The sequence below is a fragment of the Streptomyces sp. NPDC005402 genome (genome assembly GCF_040606575.1).
Lineage (GTDB): Bacteria > Actinomycetota > Actinomycetes > Streptomycetales > Streptomycetaceae > Streptomyces.
In genome coordinates, this window is the sequence record NZ_JBEXFB010000014.1 from 17,817 (window position 1) to 34,733 (window position 16,917).

General features: G+C 72.2%; 14 protein-coding genes and 2 tRNA genes. 6 read left to right on the forward strand and 10 right to left on the reverse strand.

Annotated features, from left to right (window positions below):
- Position 1: 1 nt before the first annotated feature.
- The 5 genes from ABZT02_RS26030 to ABZT02_RS26050 all read right to left on the reverse strand — a co-directional run bounded on the left by ABZT02_RS26030 (position 2) and on the right by ABZT02_RS26050 (position 4,620).
- Entirely contained in the window at positions 2 to 1,660 is a 1,659-nt protein-coding gene (locus ABZT02_RS26030; RefSeq protein ID WP_356021280.1) for a HAMP domain-containing sensor histidine kinase, read from the reverse strand.
- The gene (locus ABZT02_RS26035; RefSeq protein WP_356021283.1) at positions 1,660 to 2,397 is read right to left on the reverse strand and encodes a response regulator transcription factor; all 738 of its coding nucleotides are present in this window, start codon (positions 2,395 to 2,397) and stop codon (positions 1,660 to 1,662) included. Before ABZT02_RS26035 ends, ABZT02_RS26030 begins: the two co-directional genes overlap by 1 nt.
- A gap of 157 nt (positions 2,398 to 2,554) precedes the next feature.
- A complete protein-coding gene (locus tag ABZT02_RS26040; protein ID WP_356021660.1) occupies positions 2,555 to 3,046 on the reverse strand; it encodes a hypothetical protein in 492 nt (163 codons plus the stop codon).
- A gap of 47 nt (positions 3,047 to 3,093) precedes the next feature.
- On the reverse strand, positions 3,094 to 3,969 hold the full coding sequence (locus tag ABZT02_RS26045) for a DUF2797 domain-containing protein (RefSeq protein WP_356021285.1): 876 nt from the start codon (positions 3,967 to 3,969) through the stop codon (positions 3,094 to 3,096).
- A gap of 243 nt (positions 3,970 to 4,212) precedes the next feature.
- The gene (locus tag ABZT02_RS26050) at positions 4,213 to 4,620 is read right to left on the reverse strand and encodes an HGxxPAAW family protein (RefSeq protein ID WP_356021287.1); all 408 of its coding nucleotides are present in this window, start codon (positions 4,618 to 4,620) and stop codon (positions 4,213 to 4,215) included.
- 80 nt (positions 4,621 to 4,700) lie between these two features.
- On the opposite strand from ABZT02_RS26050, the gene ABZT02_RS26055 reads away from it, so the two are divergent.
- Together ABZT02_RS26055 and ABZT02_RS26060 are read left to right on the forward strand one after the other, a co-directional pair.
- Complete coding sequence (locus ABZT02_RS26055; RefSeq protein WP_356021289.1) at positions 4,701 to 5,189, forward strand: MarR family transcriptional regulator; 489 nt, start codon at positions 4,701 to 4,703, stop codon at positions 5,187 to 5,189.
- 174 nt (positions 5,190 to 5,363) lie between these two features.
- Entirely contained in the window at positions 5,364 to 5,906 is a 543-nt protein-coding gene (locus ABZT02_RS26060; RefSeq protein WP_356021291.1) for a GtrA family protein, read from the forward strand.
- A 317-nt stretch (positions 5,907 to 6,223) separates the two neighbouring features.
- Here ABZT02_RS26060 and ABZT02_RS26065 read toward each other — a convergent pair whose 3' ends face one another.
- Positions 6,224 to 6,709 (reverse strand): NUDIX domain-containing protein, encoded by a 486-nt coding sequence (locus ABZT02_RS26065; RefSeq protein WP_356021293.1) that lies wholly within the window; start codon positions 6,707 to 6,709, stop codon positions 6,224 to 6,226.
- A gap of 197 nt (positions 6,710 to 6,906) precedes the next feature.
- Between ABZT02_RS26065 and ABZT02_RS26070 the strand changes: the two genes are divergently transcribed.
- Positions 6,907 to 7,092 carry a hypothetical protein gene (locus ABZT02_RS26070; protein WP_356021297.1) on the forward strand — a complete coding sequence of 62 codons (186 nt, stop codon included), beginning with the start codon at positions 6,907 to 6,909 and terminating at the stop codon, positions 7,090 to 7,092.
- Positions 7,093 to 7,189: 97 nt separating this feature from the next.
- Here ABZT02_RS26070 and ABZT02_RS26075 read toward each other — a convergent pair.
- Together ABZT02_RS26075 and ABZT02_RS26080 are read right to left on the reverse strand one after the other, a co-directional pair.
- Positions 7,190 to 7,262 (reverse strand) — tRNA-Arg (locus ABZT02_RS26075).
- A 189-nt stretch (positions 7,263 to 7,451) separates the two neighbouring features.
- Positions 7,452 to 7,542 (reverse strand) — tRNA-Ser (locus ABZT02_RS26080).
- A gap of 153 nt (positions 7,543 to 7,695) precedes the next feature.
- On the opposite strand from ABZT02_RS26080, the gene ABZT02_RS26085 reads away from it, so the two are divergent.
- Together ABZT02_RS26085 and ABZT02_RS26090 are read left to right on the forward strand one after the other, a co-directional pair.
- On the forward strand, positions 7,696 to 8,124 hold the full coding sequence (locus tag ABZT02_RS26085) for an SSI family serine proteinase inhibitor (protein ID WP_356021299.1): 429 nt from the start codon (positions 7,696 to 7,698) through the stop codon (positions 8,122 to 8,124).
- Positions 8,125 to 8,294: 170 nt separating this feature from the next.
- On the forward strand, positions 8,295 to 12,983 hold the full coding sequence (locus tag ABZT02_RS26090; RefSeq protein ID WP_356021301.1) for a PAS domain-containing protein: 4,689 nt from the start codon (positions 8,295 to 8,297) through the stop codon (positions 12,981 to 12,983).
- A gap of 93 nt (positions 12,984 to 13,076) precedes the next feature.
- On the opposite strand, the gene ABZT02_RS26095 is transcribed toward ABZT02_RS26090, so the two are convergent.
- Positions 13,077 to 13,664, reverse strand: a complete 588-nt coding sequence (locus ABZT02_RS26095) for a TetR family transcriptional regulator (protein WP_356021304.1) — start codon at positions 13,662 to 13,664, stop codon at positions 13,077 to 13,079.
- A gap of 134 nt (positions 13,665 to 13,798) precedes the next feature.
- Between ABZT02_RS26095 and ABZT02_RS26100 the strand changes: the two genes are divergently transcribed.
- Positions 13,799 to 14,992, forward strand: a complete 1,194-nt coding sequence (locus tag ABZT02_RS26100) for an MFS transporter (protein ID WP_356021306.1) — start codon at positions 13,799 to 13,801, stop codon at positions 14,990 to 14,992.
- Positions 14,993 to 15,154: 162 nt separating this feature from the next.
- On the opposite strand, the gene ABZT02_RS26105 is transcribed toward ABZT02_RS26100, so the two are convergent.
- Entirely contained in the window at positions 15,155 to 16,834 is a 1,680-nt protein-coding gene (locus ABZT02_RS26105) for a long-chain fatty acid--CoA ligase (RefSeq protein WP_356021308.1), read from the reverse strand.
- Positions 16,835 to 16,917 lie beyond the last annotated feature (83 nt).

Genomic DNA, 16,917 nt, shown 5'->3' on the forward strand with positions numbered 1-16,917 from the left:
GTCAAGCCCCCTGTTGCACCCATATGGCGGCGCTGTGCTGTGCCTGTGAGTGCGATTGCCAGTTCGTTCCGGGCGCCGGACGGGGGGCCACGGGGCCGACCGCGGGCAGGTGCACGGTGAACACCGTGCGCCCGGGCATGCTGTCGACGGTCACCGCGCCGCCGTGCGCGGTCGCGACGGCCTGCACGATGGCGAGGCCGAGCCCGGTCGAGCCGGAGGCACGGGAGCGCGAGGAGTCACCGCGCGCGAACCGTTCGAAGACGTGCGGGAGCAGCCCGGACGGGATGCCCTGGCCGTTGTCCTCCACGTCCACGCACATCCAGGGACCGCGCCGCTGCACCCGTGCGGTGACGGTGGTCCCCTCCGGGGTGTGTTTGCGGGCGTTGCCGAGCAGGTTGATGAGCACCTGCTGGAGGCGGGCCGCGTCGCCGGAGACCAGGGCGGGTTCGTCGGGCAGGTCGAGGCGCCAGTTGTGGTCCATGCCGGCCGCGCGGGCGTCACTGATGGTGTCCACGACGAGCGGGATGAGGTCGGTCTGCTCGAACTGGAGCGGCCGCCCGGCGTCCAGGCGCGCGAGCAGCAGGAGGTCCTCCACGAGCAGCGTCATCCGGCCCGCCTCGGACTCGATACGGCCCAGAGCGTGCCGGGTGTCGGGGCCGACCTGTTCTCTGCCGCGTCGGGTGAGCTCGGCGTACCCGCGGATGGAGGCGAGCGGTGTTCTGAGCTCGTGACTGGCGTCGGCCACGAACTGACGCACCCGCATCTCGCTCTGCTGCCGTGCGTGCAGGGCGCCATGGACGTGGTCCAGCATCCTGTTCAGCGCGGAGCCGACCTGGCCGACCTCGGTGTGCGGGTCGCACTCCGACTCGGGGACCCGCTCGCTCAGGTTGACCTCACCGGTGTGGAGAGGCAGTTCGGAGACCCGGGTGGCGGTGTTGGCGACCTTGCGCAGGGGGCGGGTGGCGAGACCGACGAGGACGTAACCGGCGATGACGGCCGCGCCGAGGCCGGCGGCGGTGACGCTGATCTCCACGAGGATCAGGGTGTTGATGGTGCTGTTGACGTCGTCGGTGGGGAGGGCGACGTAATAGGACTCCCCGCTGTCCCTGTTCGTGACGTACTGGACGCGGTACTCACCGAGGCCGGGGATGTCCACGGTGTGGGCGTTCTCGTCCTTGGACACTGCGGCGAGGGCCGCCTTCTGCGCCGCGTTGAGGTTGCCCGTGGTCATGCCTTTGAAGACGCCGTTGCTGTCCTTCTTCTGCTGGGCGACGGCGGCACTGACGATTTTGCCGTTCTGCACGTACGCGGCGATGGTGTCGGGCTGTGTCGGCGCCTGTCCGACCAGCTTCGCCGCCTTGGCACTCGCGGGGATCTCGGTGTTCGAGACGGGCGGGATCTTCGTGGCGTCTCCGGTGCCGGGAGGCGGTTGGTCCCTGCCCTTGCCGATGCCCACCGCGCGTCCGGCCGTCTCACGCAGCTTGCCGTCCAGCTGGTCGTACAGATGCGACCGGAGCGCCAGTGTCGTCACGGTGCCGATCACCGAGCAGACCACGGCGATCAGCACCACCGACGCGACGACGAGCCGCGTCCGCAGCGTGCGCGGCTTGCCTGCTCGCCCTGCTCGCTTCTGCGCCCGCGGCCGTCGTCGCCCACTCATCAGGCGGCGGGCTTGATCAGGTAGCCGGCGCCGCGCCGGGTGTGGATCATCGGTTCACGTCCCGCGTCGATCTTCCGCCGCAGGTAGGAGATGTAGAGCTCGACGACATTGGCCTGGCCGCCGAAGTCGTACGACCACACCCGGTCGAGGATCTGTGCCTTGCTGAGCACACGCCGCGGATTGCGCATCAGGAACCGCAGGAGTTCGAACTCGGTCGCGGTGAGGTGGATGTTCTCCCCGGCCCGGGACACCTCGTGGCTGTCCTCGTCGAGGGTCAGGTCACCGACGACCAGCACGGAGTCGGAACGGCGGTCGGCCGCGCCGGAGCGGCGGATGAGGCCGCGCAGCCGGGCCACGACCTCTTCGAGGCTGAACGGCTTGGTGACGTAGTCGTCGCCACCGGCGGTGAGCCCGGCGATACGGTCCTCGACCGCGTCCTTCGCGGTCAGGAACAGCACCGGCACGTCCGGCAGCTCACGCCGAAGCCGCCCGAGGACGGCCAGTCCGTCCATGTCGGGAAGCATCATGTCGAGAACGACGGCGTCGGGCCGGAACTCCCGCGCGGTCTGCACGGCACCCTGGCCGTCTCCCGCGCTGCGAATCTGCCATCCCTCATAGCGCAGGGCCATGGACAGCAGCTCGGTGATCGACAGCTCGTCGTCCACCACAAGCACTCGGACGGGGCTCCCGTCCGGCCTCAGCAGTTCGGTGCGCCCCTGGGGCGAGGTCGTGGTCATGGTGAACACCATGTCGGGGCCCCCTGAGAACACCCTTTCGGCTATCTGTGATTTCCCTGAGAAACGCACAGGCGGCTCTCAGGGAACCCCTGGGGAATCCCTTGTTCGACAGGACGGACGGGGGGATCGGAGAGGTGCCTGCCTCCCTGCCCCCGCGCTACCGGACCGGCCCCTGCTCGTCCACGTGAACCGTCGGCGCCCCGAGGAACATTTCGGCGTCGACCGGGCCGTAGGCGATGTTGAAGGTGTCCAGCCAGTACGACCAGTCCCGCACCCCGGCGGCACTGCTGAAGCGGTAGTTGAGCTGCCACCGCACCCACTGCCCGGGCTCCAGCCGCACGCCGGGGCGCCGACGCGGCCGGGGCGGCACGCCGAACATCGGACCCACCCTGGGCAGGACCCGCAAGCGCCCGTCCGCCTCACGGAGTTGGACGTCGACGCCTCTGAGGTGGTCGCCCTGGTGATCGTGCGGTGCGAAGTCGTCCTGCTCGTCCATCCGGACCGCGTGGACGAACGGCTCTCCGTCCCGCCCCACCGCGGACGACGGCAGCACGAAACCGACCGGAGCCGCGTTCCTCCTGGTCGCCGCCTCGCCGCCACGGGACCGCTTCGTCCACGACGTGCGTATCCACTGCACGGTGACATCCATCCCGGCCATCCCCCTCATCCACGTCCAGGTCCACGTCCACGTCCACGTCAGAACAACCCGTCCTGGACCCCCGACACCTCCTTGAACTCTCTCATCGGCACGGTGATGTGTGCCCCCTCGGCCGGGACCAGCCCCCACCCCGCCATCAGCCGGGTGTCCAGTACGACGACTCCCCCGCGCTCCGTCTCCAGGTGCAGGTCGGGCCCTGCGGCCGCGAGAAGGCGCCCACCCACCGACCCGCCCGCGACGAGCTCGCTCACCTCACCCACGGCGGCGGGCAGGCCGGCGAGCCCGAAGACCTCGACATGGTCGACCGGTTCGTACGGCGCGCGCTCCAGGGAGTCCGGCCAGCCACCCAGCGCCACCGCCCGCGCGTGCAGTCCGGCGAGCTCCGCGGCCCGCTCGCCGGCCGACACCGGCAGGGCGGACCGTACGGCCCGCTTGACGCCGTACGAAATGCGGTCCGGCACCGAGAGCGCCGCCCGCAGCAGTTCCTCGGTGCGCCGCGCGGCCATGAGCGGACCCGTGCCGAGCCAGCTGAAGCAGACGGCACCCTGCTCCAACAGGCGCGCGGAACCCCGCTCGTGCGCCGTGATGCCGACCTTGACCATGCCGGGCCCGAACCACGCCAGATACACCCGATACGGGCGGGGGTCATCCGCGAGGGTGTCGGCGGCCACGGAGTGCGCCCGATCCAGCCGCGCGCACTCCTCGCACCGCGCCCCCGTGCTCCGCCCCGACACCGCGGCCCGCGCCGGACACGCGTGCCCGCGCGCTCCCACACAGGTCCGCACACCCCCCTCCGCGACCCCGAAGGCCACCCGCTTTCCCCAGGTCAGCGCACTGCGCCGCCCGCCGTCCCACCGCAGCACGGGCCCGTCCACCGACCACGACAACCCCGAGCACTTCCATGCCTGTGCCATCCCTCACGAGGGTAGGGGGCGCCACTGACAACGGGGCGGGGGCCGTACGAGAACCAGCCGGGGGCCTACGACAGCTACGAGGCCGACCGGGGCCGTAGGGAGACGGCCGGGGACGCACGAAGACCGCCCCGGGGACGCACGAAGACCGCCCGCGGCCGTACGAGGACCGCACGAGGACCACCGGGAGATGTACGAAGACGATCGGGGACGCACACGAACGGCCGGTCAAAGCGCTGAGGCCGGTCAGCCCACCGGCTCCACCGGCTCCACCGGCTTTACCGACTCCACCGACTCCATGGGCACCGGTTCCGCCGTCTCCGCGGCCCTCGCCTCGACCACCCTGGTCCGCGGGCCTCCCCGTCCCGCCATCCGGCACCCGACACACCCCGGGTGCCCCTGCCGTGCGCCCGTGTCCCGCACCCGCATCCCCCACTGCTCGCGCGGCCGGCGTCCCGGCGGCTTGCCCCAGCCGGCCAGATGCAGGGTCCAGGTCACGAGGGCGCTCGCCACGGTGATCGCGAGACCCACGGCGATCAGCGCGCCGGACACCGCGCACACGCCCAGCCCCAGCACGGACGTCCCCACGGCGGCGACGGCGACTCCGGTCCACCCCGCGATCGTGTGCCCCTCGTCATACTGATGTGCACTCACAGATCCTCCTCAACCCGTTCTCTCACCTCCTAAGAAATTTAGCGTAGAAACCTCTCACACACTAAGGGAATAGGAATCCGATGCACACCGAGCCCCGCCCCTCCGCCACTCCGGCCCAGGCACTGGAGGCGATGGACTTCTTCATCGCCACTGCCCACCTCGGCCAGCAGGAGATGGCCCAGCGGCTGGGCCTGAACGTCACCGACCTGCTGTGCTTCGCCTGCGTCCTCAAGGCCGGCGAGGACCTCCTCACCGCGGGCGACCTCGCCGAGCACGCCCATGTGACGACCGGCGCGGTCACCGGCATCCTCAACCGCCTCGAACGCGGCGGTTACGTCACCCGCGTCCCCGACCCCACCGACCGCCGCCGCGTCCGGGTCGCCGCGCTCCCCGACGCCGTGGCCAAGGTCGTCGCCCTCTACCAGCCGTACTACGACCGCCTCGACACCGTCTTCGCGGGCTACTCCGCCGACGAGATCGCCGTACTCCACGACTGGTTCAGCCGTTCCACGAACCTCGCGCTCGCCTATATCGAGGAGCTGCGGGCGAAGGACGCGAAGGGCGAATAGCGGGCGGGCAGCGGGGCCGCCCCCACCCCGGGGGTGGAGCCAGCCCTACCTCCGGTTCGGGAGGGTGCTCCATCGTTTCGGCGGGCTCGCGACGGCATCGTTGATCTCGGCTGATCCACCCGGATCAAGCAGATCGAGCGCGACGAGCGCGAGCGCCGAACCGGAGGAAACCCCATGGAGCCGCAGACGGCCGACCTGACGAAGTCCCCGTCCACGCCCTCCCTGTCCTCCCTGCCCGCCCCGGCGGCCCCCGGCCCCTTCGCCTCCTTCGTGCGTTTCGTCGTATGCGGCGGTGGGATCGGGGTCCTCTCCAGCTTCGCCGTACCGCTGGTGGCGATGACGATGCCGTGGGCGATGGCGAACGCGGTGATCACCGTGGCCTCCACGCTGCTGTGCACCGAACTCCACGCCCTGTTCACCTTCGGCACCGGCCGCCGCCCCGGCTGGCGCCGGCACCTCCAGTCCTCCGGCTCGGCGGCCGCCGCCTACGCCGTCACCTGCGCCGCCGTGTTCCTCCTGCACACCGTCCAGTCCTCGCCGAGCATGCTCACGGAACAGGTCGTCTACCTCAGCGCCTCCGCCCTGGCCGGCATCGGACGCTTCCTGGTCCTGCGCCTGTTCGTCTTCGCCGGCAGCCACAAGGACCGGCGCCCGGCCCGAACCATTACCCTGCCCCGTCCGACGCTGCCGCGGACCGCGGTGGGCACGGCCTGCTGACCGCCCGGGGCCGCACGCCGGCACGGATCGGCGCCCCGAACGCGAGTTCACCCTGTCAGCACCCTGGAAGGGGCGTCGTGCACATGGACCGAGGGGCCTGCACCGGCGTACGGACGGACCCTTCGGAAACCATGATGGAACCGGACCGGGGATACGTTCGGGGAGCCACGACGACCGCCGAGGCCCGGCAGGGTCAGCGCATGGTGGCGGGTGCGCGGGTGAGCCGTGGCCGTCGCCGCCGGCTGGGGGACCAGAGCGCGCGACGGCACTACGCGCACCACCTGGACGCCGCGACGCGCAGCCGCAGCTCCCGCCGTTCAGGCCGCCCTATAACGCCGTAGGGCCTCCACCGCGTCGGACACGAACGCCCTCCGCCCGACCGCCTCCAGCAACTCGCCCTCCCCGAACCACCCGTACCAAGCGATCTCCGCCGGATCGGGCACGAGCGCAGTGGACACGACGACCTCGTGCACCCCGAGCCAATAGGGGCTGATCTCGCCGCGGCACAGGAACTTGAAGACAAAGCGCGGCGCCTCGAACACCCCCAGCTCCTCGCCGAGTTCACGGGCCGCCGCATCCTCGTACCACTCCCCGACCTCCGCGGCCCCGCCCACCAGCCAGTTGTACTGCCCGGGGAAGCGGGAGACGTTCTCCGGCCGCCGATGCACGAGAATCCGCCCGTCCGGATCACGGCAGACCGTGGTCGCGATCCGGTGCAGCCACCCCTTCTCGATGGCCTCCGCCCGGTCCACCACCCCGACGACCCGGTCCTCCACGTCCACCCGATCGACCAGTTCACCCATGCCGGTCACGATCGCAGAGGGGTACGACAACGCCGCGACGGAGGCTGACAGCCCTCCGGGGGTACAGCTGCCCCCACCTCGGATCGGGCGGACGGCTCCATGTCGCGGCCCCGGGATCGACGGCATCGTAGAGGCATCGGATCTCGGACCACCGGCCCCCGCCCCCGAGTTCACCGCCTCCTCCGGAAGGACCTCCCATGAGCCAGCCGCTGTCCGCCCCGCCGGTCAAGTCCTCCCCCGAGAGCGAACTGGCCCCGCTCCTCACCGCCTGGGACCTGGCCCACCCCACCCCGACGGACCCCGATTGGCGCCACCTGCTCGACGAACTCGCCCACCCCCGCACCACCCAGGCCTTCCACGGCCTGGCCATGAGCACCACGTGACCCGGTGCGACGCCCTCAGCCGGGGGAGCACAAGAACTGATGCCCGCAGCACGAAAAAGCCCCCTCCGGGATGATCCCGAGGGGGCTTTGACCTGTGTGCACTCGGCAGGATTCGAACCTGCAACCTTCTGATCCGTAGTCAGATGCTCTATCCGTTAAGCTACGAGTGCTTGTTCTGTTTTCTCGCCGTTCCTTGCCCTTCCGGGCCGCTCGCGGCGACAGGAAGAACATTACATGACTGCCGCTCGCATGTGAAATCCGTTGGCCATACCCCTTGTGACCTGCGGAAACGTACATATGAGCGAGTTGGGGAACGACGAAGCCCCGGTCACTCGGACCGGGGCTTCGGTGATCTTGCGCGGAGGCGGAGGGATTTGAACCCTCGATGGGATTTAAGTCCCAAACCGCATTAGCAGTGCGGCGCCATAGACCGGACTAGGCGACGCCTCCAGCACAGCCGCCCGCGCGAGCGCGAGTGGTGCGTGCAGATGATGACACAGCCGGAGGTCGTGCCACCAATCGACTCCCACGGTACTAGGCGGGCGGGGCGCAGGGCAAAGTGCTTCCGCGCAACGTACGGCGCCGTCCGCCGTTAGTCAGGGCATGTCATACGTCATCCGGCTCGGCCGGCTCGCACGGCTGGGTCCGCTCCCGCTCTTCCTCGCCGCCCTCGCCCCCACCCCCGCGGCGGCGTACGCCGAGAACGGCGACCACCTCATCGTCACCGTCCGGGACGCGGGCAGCGGTGCCGACGGGACCTTCGAGGTCGACTGTCACCCCGCGCGCGGTACCCATCCCGACCCCGTGGGGGCGTGCGCCGGCCTGGACGGGAACACCCAGTGGGGGCGCGACACCTTCGCCCCCGTCCCCGAGGGCAGCGTCTGCACGATGCTCTACGGCGGTCCCGCCACCGCCCATGTCACGGGGACCTGGGCCGGGCGCCCGGTGGACGCCCGGTTCGACCGGAGCAACGGGTGCGAGACCGCCCGCTGGGACCGGTTCGTGCCGCTCCTCCCCGGCACGGGCGCCTAGCCCCCCGGAGGCGGTCACACGTTCTACTTCACTTCGTCGTGCGACCTCCCTCTCATCCGGCACCCCCGCACAACCGCTGCGCTTAGACTCCCTCGCGTGACACGTCGCGGGCCCCTTGGCAAGATGGCCCGAACGGTCGGCAAGGTGCGGTAACAGGGAGGAAGCGTCTCGTGAGCAGCAGGCCATCCCGAGGCGCTGCTCGCCTCGCAGCCATACTCGACGCGCTTCCCGACGCGTTGGTGCTGGTCAACGCCAATGGGACCGTCGTCAACGCCAACACCATCGCGCTGGAGGCGTTCGAGGCGCCGGGCACCGCCCTCGTCGGACGGGGGCTGCTCGATCTGCTGCCCGAGTTCGACTCGCGGCTCATTCCCGGCTCCATGCGGCGGCCCGACCACATGGACCCGCGCGGGCGGACCAAGCCGACCCGGATGGTGGCGCGCAGGACCGACGGGACCGAGTTCCCCGTCGAGGTCACCAGCGCCAACCTGGAGAACGGCCAGCAGGCCTACGACGGTTACGGCTACAGCGGCGACGAGCTGCTCATGCTCGTCGTACGGGATCTGACGGGGACCGTCGACACCGAGGCCGAACTGGCCCGTTCGCAGCGGCAGACCGAGATGATCCTGCGGGCCGCGTCCGAGGGTGTCGTGGGCACCGACACCGACGGACGGATCGTGCTCGTCAATCCGGCCGCCGCCCAGATACTGGGTTACCGGGCCAGCGACCTCGGCGGACGCGAGCTGCACGACCTCATCCTGCACTCCCGCGCCGACGGCACCCCCTTCGTGTACGAGGAGTCCCCGCTCGCCGACACCCTGCGCTCCGGGCGCAAGCACCGGGTGCGCGGACAGGTGCTGTGGTCGAAGAAGGGCGAGAAGGTCCCGGTCGACCTGACGACAGCGCCCGTACGCGACGGCGACCAGCTCGTCGGCGCCGTGCTCACCTTCACCGACCGGCGGCCCTACGACACCCTCGCCGACGAGAAGTCCGCCGCCGACCAGGCCCACGCGGAGGAGCTGGAGCGGCTGGAGGAGGAGCACGCCTCCGAGCTGACGGCGCTGCGCCAGAAGCACATCGCCGAGCTGGAGGAGCTCCAGGAGCGGCACGACGAGGAACTCGCCGCCGGCGAGGAGCGGTACGCCGCACTCGGGGAGCGCGAGAAGGACCGGTACGAGGCCCTGGCCGGCCGGCACGACCAGCTGCTCACCCTGCTCGGGCGCTCGCTGCGCGGGCCCCTCGACGAACTGCGCCGCGAACTGTCCGCACTCGCCGCCGACGACGCCGGACAGCTGTGGCCCGAGGCCAACCAGGTCCTGCACCACCTCTCGGCCGGCTACTCCCGCATCACCAACCTCATCGACAACGTCCTCAACTACCAGCGCCTCGACACGGGCACCGACGACATCGTCCGCACGAACGTCATGCTCGACGCGGTCGTGGCCGCCGGTGTGGACGGCGCGGTCGAGCTCATCGGGCCGGGCCGCGTCCAGTTCGCCGTGCACGCGCCGCCCATCGAGGCCGAGGTCGACGCCCAGCGCCTCGCGACCGCGCTCGCGCATCTCATCGCGGATGTGGCCGGGGTCGACGCGACCGGGAACTCTCCCGTGTCCGCGGGCGGTTACATGGACAACACGGTCGTGGTGGCGGCCGCGCAGCGCGGCGAGGGCGTACGGATCGAGGTGCGCGGGCCGTACGCCGGGGGAGACCCGGTGCACGAGCCGATCGTGCGCGGGATCGTGCGCGCCCACGGCGGTGTGCTCCAGACGCACGAAGTCCCCGGCATGAGCGGCAGCGCGTACGTCCTCGAAGTGCCCATCGGCGGTGGGGCGGGGGCCGTCGCGGCTCCCGGTCCGGCCGCGCTGGAGGCCGCCCCCGTGGTGGCCTCCCCCATGGAGAGCGCCTCCGTGGAGGGCGCCTCCGTCGAGGCCGCCCATGCCGAGGGCGGCGGGCGGCGACGGGCCCGGCGTTCCTCCACCGACTCCTTCCTGGACGCCGACGTTCCGGCCGGGACCGACGAGTCCGTGGCGCCCACCGGGCGGCGCAGGCGGCGGGCGGCGGGCGAGCAGGAGCAGCCCGTGCCCGTACCCGCGCAGGCATCCGGCGATGACGGGGACGGTTCCGGCGGTACCGGGCGGCGCCGTGGACGGCCCGCCGAAGGTACCGAGGGCGCCGAGGGCGGCGAAGCAGGTGTGTCCGAGGGCGCCGTGGTGATGGCCGGCGAGCACGGCGCCGGGTCCGCGGCCGTGGGCACCGGTCTCGGCGGGACCGTGCCGCCGCAGGGCGTGCCCGTGCCGGCCGGGCGCCAGGCCCGGCGCGACGGTGGCGAACAGCACGCGCTGCCGGCGGCGGCGTTGCCCGCGGGCGGCTCGGCCGAATCGGGCCGGCCGCAGGGCGAGCTCCAGCTCGCCGGGCAGGGCTCTACCGGCGACGGCACACCGCAGCAGGACGGACGGCGACGGCGCGCCCTCGCGGCCGCGTCGGAGCGCGCGGCCGCGCAGGAGGCGGCCCCCCGCTCGGTCTTCGCCCTCCCGCCCGCCGACGCGGACCGACCGGCCGACGGCACGGACGCGGCGGGTCCGGCACAGGTGCCGGCCCAGGGACAGGCGCAGGCCCAGCAACAAGTGCAGGCTCACGGACACGGACACGGACAGGGACAGGGACAGGCCGTGGCGCCGGGGCAGATTCCGGGCCAGGCTCAGGGACACGTCCCGGGCCAGGTCGCGGGCCCGGGGCAGCTCCCAGGGCAGGTCCCGGTGCCCGGTCAGGGCCAGATTCCCGGTCAAGGACAGTTGCCGGGGCAGACCCCGGGGCACCACCCGGGCCAGGTCGCAGGCCAGCCTCAAGGGCCGCTCCCCGGGCAGCCGCAGGTGCCCGGTCTGATCCCAGTTCCGGGTCAGCTGCAGGCCCCGATTCCGCCGGCCGCTCCCGCCCCCATCCCCAGCACACCCGTTCCCGTCCCCGCCAATGGCCTCCTCCAGCCCCTCCCCGCCGACGCCCACGGTGGCGACGGCCGACACGACGCCGTGCCACACGACCAGGCCGACGACCACACCCCGCCGCAGCCTCACCCCACCACCGCGCCGACGGGCCGCCGTCGACGGGCCGTCGCCCAGCCCGCGGAGGCGTCGGCCGGTACGCCCGCGCAGGGGGTTCCCGCGCAGGCCGGACAAGGTGTCCAGGCAGCCGCCCCCGGCCGGCCCGTGCCCGCGGGAGTTCCTACGGCCCCTGCCCAGCAGGTCCCCGGCATGGTGCCGCCGGCCCAGTTCCCGGGCGTCGCCGTGCAGAACGCGACCGGACAGGCCGGCCTGATCCCGCAGACCGCACCCGCCCCCGCCTCGCCTCTCCAGGCGGCCCCGGCCCAGCCCGGCCTCGCCCACGTGGCCCCGGCCCAGCCCCTTCCCGCCGAGGCCCCTCAGCCGCAGCCCCAGGCACCGGCGCAGGCACCCGCACAGGGCGCGCCCGCCCCCCAGCCGTGGCCCACCTCCCAGGACACCCCCGGCGCCGGCACCCCCGTACCGGCGAACGGCGCCGCCACCGCCGTACCCCAGAACCAGCCCGCATCCCAGTCCGCGCCCCAGTCCGCGCAGGCCGCCGGAGCCGGTCAGACCACTCCGCCGCCCGGTACGCCGCTGTCGGCGGAGGCGGTACAGGCGCAGGTCCGGGGCGCGCAGCCGCTGCCCGCCGAAGCCGCGGCGGCTCCGGCCGCGCCCGTCGACCCGAACTCCACCCAGGGCCGGGCGATCAGCGTGCGGACCCTCGGTCAGGGGGTGCCGTTCACCCGGCAGGCGGCCCAGGTGCAACAGCCGGGGGTCGCCACGCCTCCGCCGCACCAGCCGGGCGGCTCGGGGCGGCGGCGCAAGCTCGGTACCCGGCCCGATCCCGCCGCCGCGGCACCGGAGCAGGGGGCGCGTTCGCATCCGGCGGCCGAGCAGGCCGTACCGGCGCAGGCACCGCAGCCGCAGCCGTCGTTGGCCGGGCAGTCGCGGCTCGCGCACGCCACCGAGGCGGCCGGGCGGTCGTACGCCATAGGGGCCCCGGACGAGAACGCCGCCGAGGGGCCCGAGCCGCTGGACGGTCCCGGTGGGGCCGTCGAGATCCCGGACACCCCGCGGCCGCAGCCGATGGACGACGAACTGCCCCCGGAGCCGCTGGACAACCCGCGACGGCTGCTGGTGTGGCCCGCGCCGGACGTGACGACCCAGCAGGCGCTGAGCGACCGTGGGTACCGGCCGGTCATCGTGCAGTCGCGCGAGGAGGTCGACGCGCAGATCGCGGCCTTCCCCGCCGCGCTGTTCGTGGACCCGCTGACCGGCCCCATCACGCGGACCGCGCTCCAGTCGCTGCGTCAGGCGGCGGTGGCGTCCGAGGTGCCGATCATGGTGACCGCCGGGCTCGGGCAGGCCTCGCGGGAGGCGGCGTACGGCGCCGATCCCGCCGTACTGCTGAAGGCGCTGGCGCCGCGGGACAGCGAGCAGCACCCGCCGCGCGTGCTGCTGATCGAGGAGCACGCGGAGATCGCGCTGGCGCTGACCGCGACGCTGGAGCGGCGCGGGATGCAGGTCGCTCGCGCGGCCAGTGACGCGGACGCGGTGACGTTGGCCGGACAGCTCAGGCCGAACCTGGTCGTGATGGACCTCCTGCAGGTGCATCGGCGCAGGGCCGGAATCGTGGACTGGTTGCGGGCGAACGGGCAGCTGAACCGAACGCCGTTGGTCGTGTACACGGCCGCTGTGGATCAGGCGGATCTGCCTCGGCTGGCTTCCGGGGAGACGGTCCTGTTCCTCGCCGAGCGGTCGACCAGCCCCGAGGTTCAGTCACGGATCGTGGATCTGCTGGCGCGGATCGGCACCAACTGATCGGCACCATCTGCCGACGCGGATCGGCACCAACTGATCGGCACCAATCCGCAGCAACTGATCCGCAGCGACCGGGGGGTACAGCCCGCGCCCCTATCGGGGCGCTACCAGCCTTCTGGCCGCCTCCCGCACCGACGCCCGTAGCCGTTCCCGGTCCGTGGGCTCCCCGCCCACCAGGATCCGCTTCATCTGCGGGACCACCGCGGCCCAGTTGGCCACGGCGATCAGCAGGAACAGCAGGTCGCGCGGGGGGATCGCGTCGGTGACCACACCGCGGGCCTGGCCGTCCCGGAGGGTCGCGACCTTGCGACGGTAGTGCTCCTGGCGCTGGGCCTCGTCGGGCAGCTCGGTGCCGGAGCCGTACTCCAGGCCCTCCCAGAAGAGCAGGCGCAGCACCTCGGGATGGGCCTCGTGGTAGTCCATGAGGCGGTCGATCCAGCTCTCGATGTCGTCCGGGTCCACCGGGACGGCGACCGCGAGATCGAGCATGGCCTTGCCCAGGACCTGCGTGAACAGCTCCGCCTTGTTGCCGAAGTAGGCGTAGATCAGCTGCTTGTTGGCCTTGGCCTCGGTCGCGATGCGGTCGATGCGTGCGCCCGCGATGCCGTGGCGGGCGAACTCGGCGACCGCCGCCTCGAAGATCCGGACTTTCGTGGCCTCGGGGTCCCTTGCTGCTGCCATGGGGCCAGGGTAGAGGCCGCCGAACAAGTAACCAACTATTTGGTTGACAGGGAATGGGAGAGTCTTCCAGACTGTTGAGCCGATCGACCAACCAACCAGTTAGTTGTTAGACCTGACTCGAAGGATCCCCGGTCATGCCGACAGCAACCGTCACCACCGGACGGTCCACGCAGGCCCCCGCCCGGCGCGCGAACCCGCTCCTGCTCGTCCTCATCGCCGTCTGCACCGCCGTCACGGCCGCCAACGTCTACCTCGCGGCCCCGCTGCTCCCCCTCATCGCCCGCGACTACGGCTCGACGCCCTCCGCCGTGGCCTGGGTCGCCTCGGTCGCGCAGTTCGGCTACGCCTTCGGACTGCTCGTCTTCGCCCCGCTCGGCGACAGCGTGAACCGGCGCCGCCTGGTCGCCGCCCTCTCCCTCGTGACCACCGCGGCCCTGACCGCCGCCGCACTCGCCAACGGCACCACCGCCCTCGCGGCCGCCGTCCTGGTCGCCTCCGCGGCCACCGTCGTCCCCCAGCTGCTGGTTCCGCTGGTCGCCCAGCGCGCCCCCGCCGACCGCCGGGCCCGCCATGTCGCGGCCGTCATCGCGGGCCTGTTCACCGGGATCGTCGCGGCCCGGGTGCTCGGCGGGCTGGTCGGACAGGCCTTCGGCTGGCGGGTGGTGTTCGTGGGCGCGGCCGTTCTGACGGCCGTCCTCGGGCTCGCGACGGCGTACGCCCTGCCGGCGGAGCGGGCTCGCCGCTCCGGCCCGCTCTTCTCGGGCCTCACCGCCCTGCCGTCCGTCGTGCGCCACTCGCCCGACCTGTGGCGCGCGTGCGTGCGGCAGGCGGGGATGTACGGCGCCTGGAGCGCGCTGTGGACCTCGCTGGCCCTCCTGCTCACCGGCTCGTCCTACGGCCTGTCGACCGCGACCGCCGGGCTCTTCGGCCTCTTCGGGCTGGCCGCGAGCGTCGTGGCGCCGCTGGCCGGCGGGTTCGTGGACCGCTTCGGTGCCGCCAAGGTCGTACGGTCGGCGTATCTGCTCGCCGCCGTGTCCGTGCCGCTGTTCTGGCTCGGCGGGCATGTGCTGTGGGCGCTGTTCGTCGCGGCGATCGCCGTCCACGCGGCTTTGGTCGCCTCCCACGTCGCCAACCAGACCCTCGCCCTGACGACGACCTCGACCCCGGCCACCGCCAACACGGCGTACGTCGTGGCCGGTTTCGCCGGCGGCGCGACGGCCTCCGCGCTCGCCGCGTCGGCCTTCGGCTGGTGGGGCTGGGGCGGGGTGTGCGCGGTGGCGGGGGTCTGGCTGGGGCTGGGGTGGATTGCTACTGCGGTACGGCGGTGACGGCGACGCCTGCGGTACGGCGGTGACGGCGACGCCTGCGGTACGGCGGTGACGACTCCGGTACCGCGGTGACGGCTCCGGTACCGCGGTGACGGCTCCGGTACGGCGATCAGGGCTTCGGTCCCGGCCCGGGCGCCCTGATCGCCGTACCCCTCACCCGTCTCAGAGCTGGGTGACGTCCAGCTCGCCCTCCGCGTACTTCCTGCGAAGTACCTTCTTGTCGAACTTGCCGACGCTCGTCTTCGGGACCGTCTCGATGATCGACCAGCGCTCCGGGAGCTGCCACTTGGCGATCCTGCAGACGTCGCTCGCGAGGAAGGCGCGCAGGGACTCGAAGTCGGCGGTGGAGCCCTCCTTGAGGACGACGGTGGCAAGGGGACGCTCGCCCCACTTGTCGTCGGGGACGGCGACGACGGCCGCCTCGGTGACGTCCGGGTGGGACATCAGGGCATTCTCCAGCTCGACCGAGGAGATCCACTCGCCGCCGGACTTGATGACGTCCTTGGCCCGGTCGGTGAGGGTGAGGAAGCCGTCGGCGGAGATCGTGCCGACGTCACCCGTCTTCAGCCAGCCGTCCTCGCTGAACTTGTCGGCGGGGCGCAGGGGTTCGGCGTCGGGCCCGTTGTAGTAGGCGCCGGCGATCCAGGGGCCGCGGACCTCCAGCTCGCCCGCGGACTCGCCGTCCCAGGGGAGGCGCTCGCCGCCGGGGCCGGTGAGGCGGGCCTCGACGCCGCTCGGGAAGCGGCCCTGGGTGAGGCGGTACGCGAACTCCTCGGGCGTGCCCACCACATGGGCCGGCGGGCGGGCGACGGTGCCGAGCGGGGAGGTCTCCGTCATGCCCCAGGCGTGGCAGACCCGCATGCCCAGCTTGTCGAAGGCCTCCATCAGGGAAGGCGGACAGGCCGAGCCGCCGATGGTGACCTGGGTGAGGGAGGAGACGTCACGGGGCTTGGCGGTGAGCTCGCCGAGCAGGCCCTGCCAGATGGTGGGAACGGCCGCCGCGTGGGTCGGCCTCTCCTGCTCGATCATCTCGGCGAGGGGCGCGGGTTGCAGGAAGCGGTCCGGCATCAGCATGTTGACGCCGGTCATGAAGGTGGCGTGCGGCAGGCCCCAGGCGTTGACGTGGAACTGCGGGACGACCACCAACGAGGTGTCCTGGTCGGTCAGGCCCATCGACTGGGCCATGTTGACCTGCATGGAGTGCAGATAGATCGAACGGTGGCTGTAGACCACGCCCTTGGGGTCGCCCGTGGTGCCGGAGGTGTAGCACATGGAGGCGGCCCGGCGCTCGTCCAGCTCGGGCCAGTCGTAGGTGGTGGGCTTGCCGGCGATCAGGTCCTCGTACTCGTGCACGCGCGCGTGGGAGCCTTCGAGGGCCGTGCGGTCGCCGGGGCCTGAGACCACCACGTGCTCGACCGTCTTGAGGTGCGGGAGCAGTGGGGCGAGCAGGGGGAGCAGCGAGCCGTTGGCGATGATGACGCGGTCGGCCGCGTGGCCCACGATGAAGGCCAGCTGGTCGGCGGGGAGGCGGAGGTTGAGGGTGTGCAGGACCGCGCCCATGGAGGGGATGGCGAAGTAGGCCTCGACATGCTCGGCGTTGTTCCACATCAGGGTCGCCACGCGCTCGTCCCCGGTGACCTGGAGGTCCTCGCGCAGGGCGTGCGCCAGTTGGGCGGCGCGGGCGCCGACCTCGGCGAAGGAGCGGCGGTGCGGCTCCGGCTCGCCGGTCCAGGTGGTCACCTGTGAGGTGCCGTGGATCGACGACCCGTGGGTCAGGATCCTGGAGATCAGCAGCGGTACGTCCTGCATCGTGCTCAGCACGGCGTCCTCCCGGGGCGACATTGCCTACGCGGTAGTAAGGGCTGCGCCGATTCTGCGCACATACCGCGCGGTATGTCACTAGAGCCGGGCGATCGATCACGTCA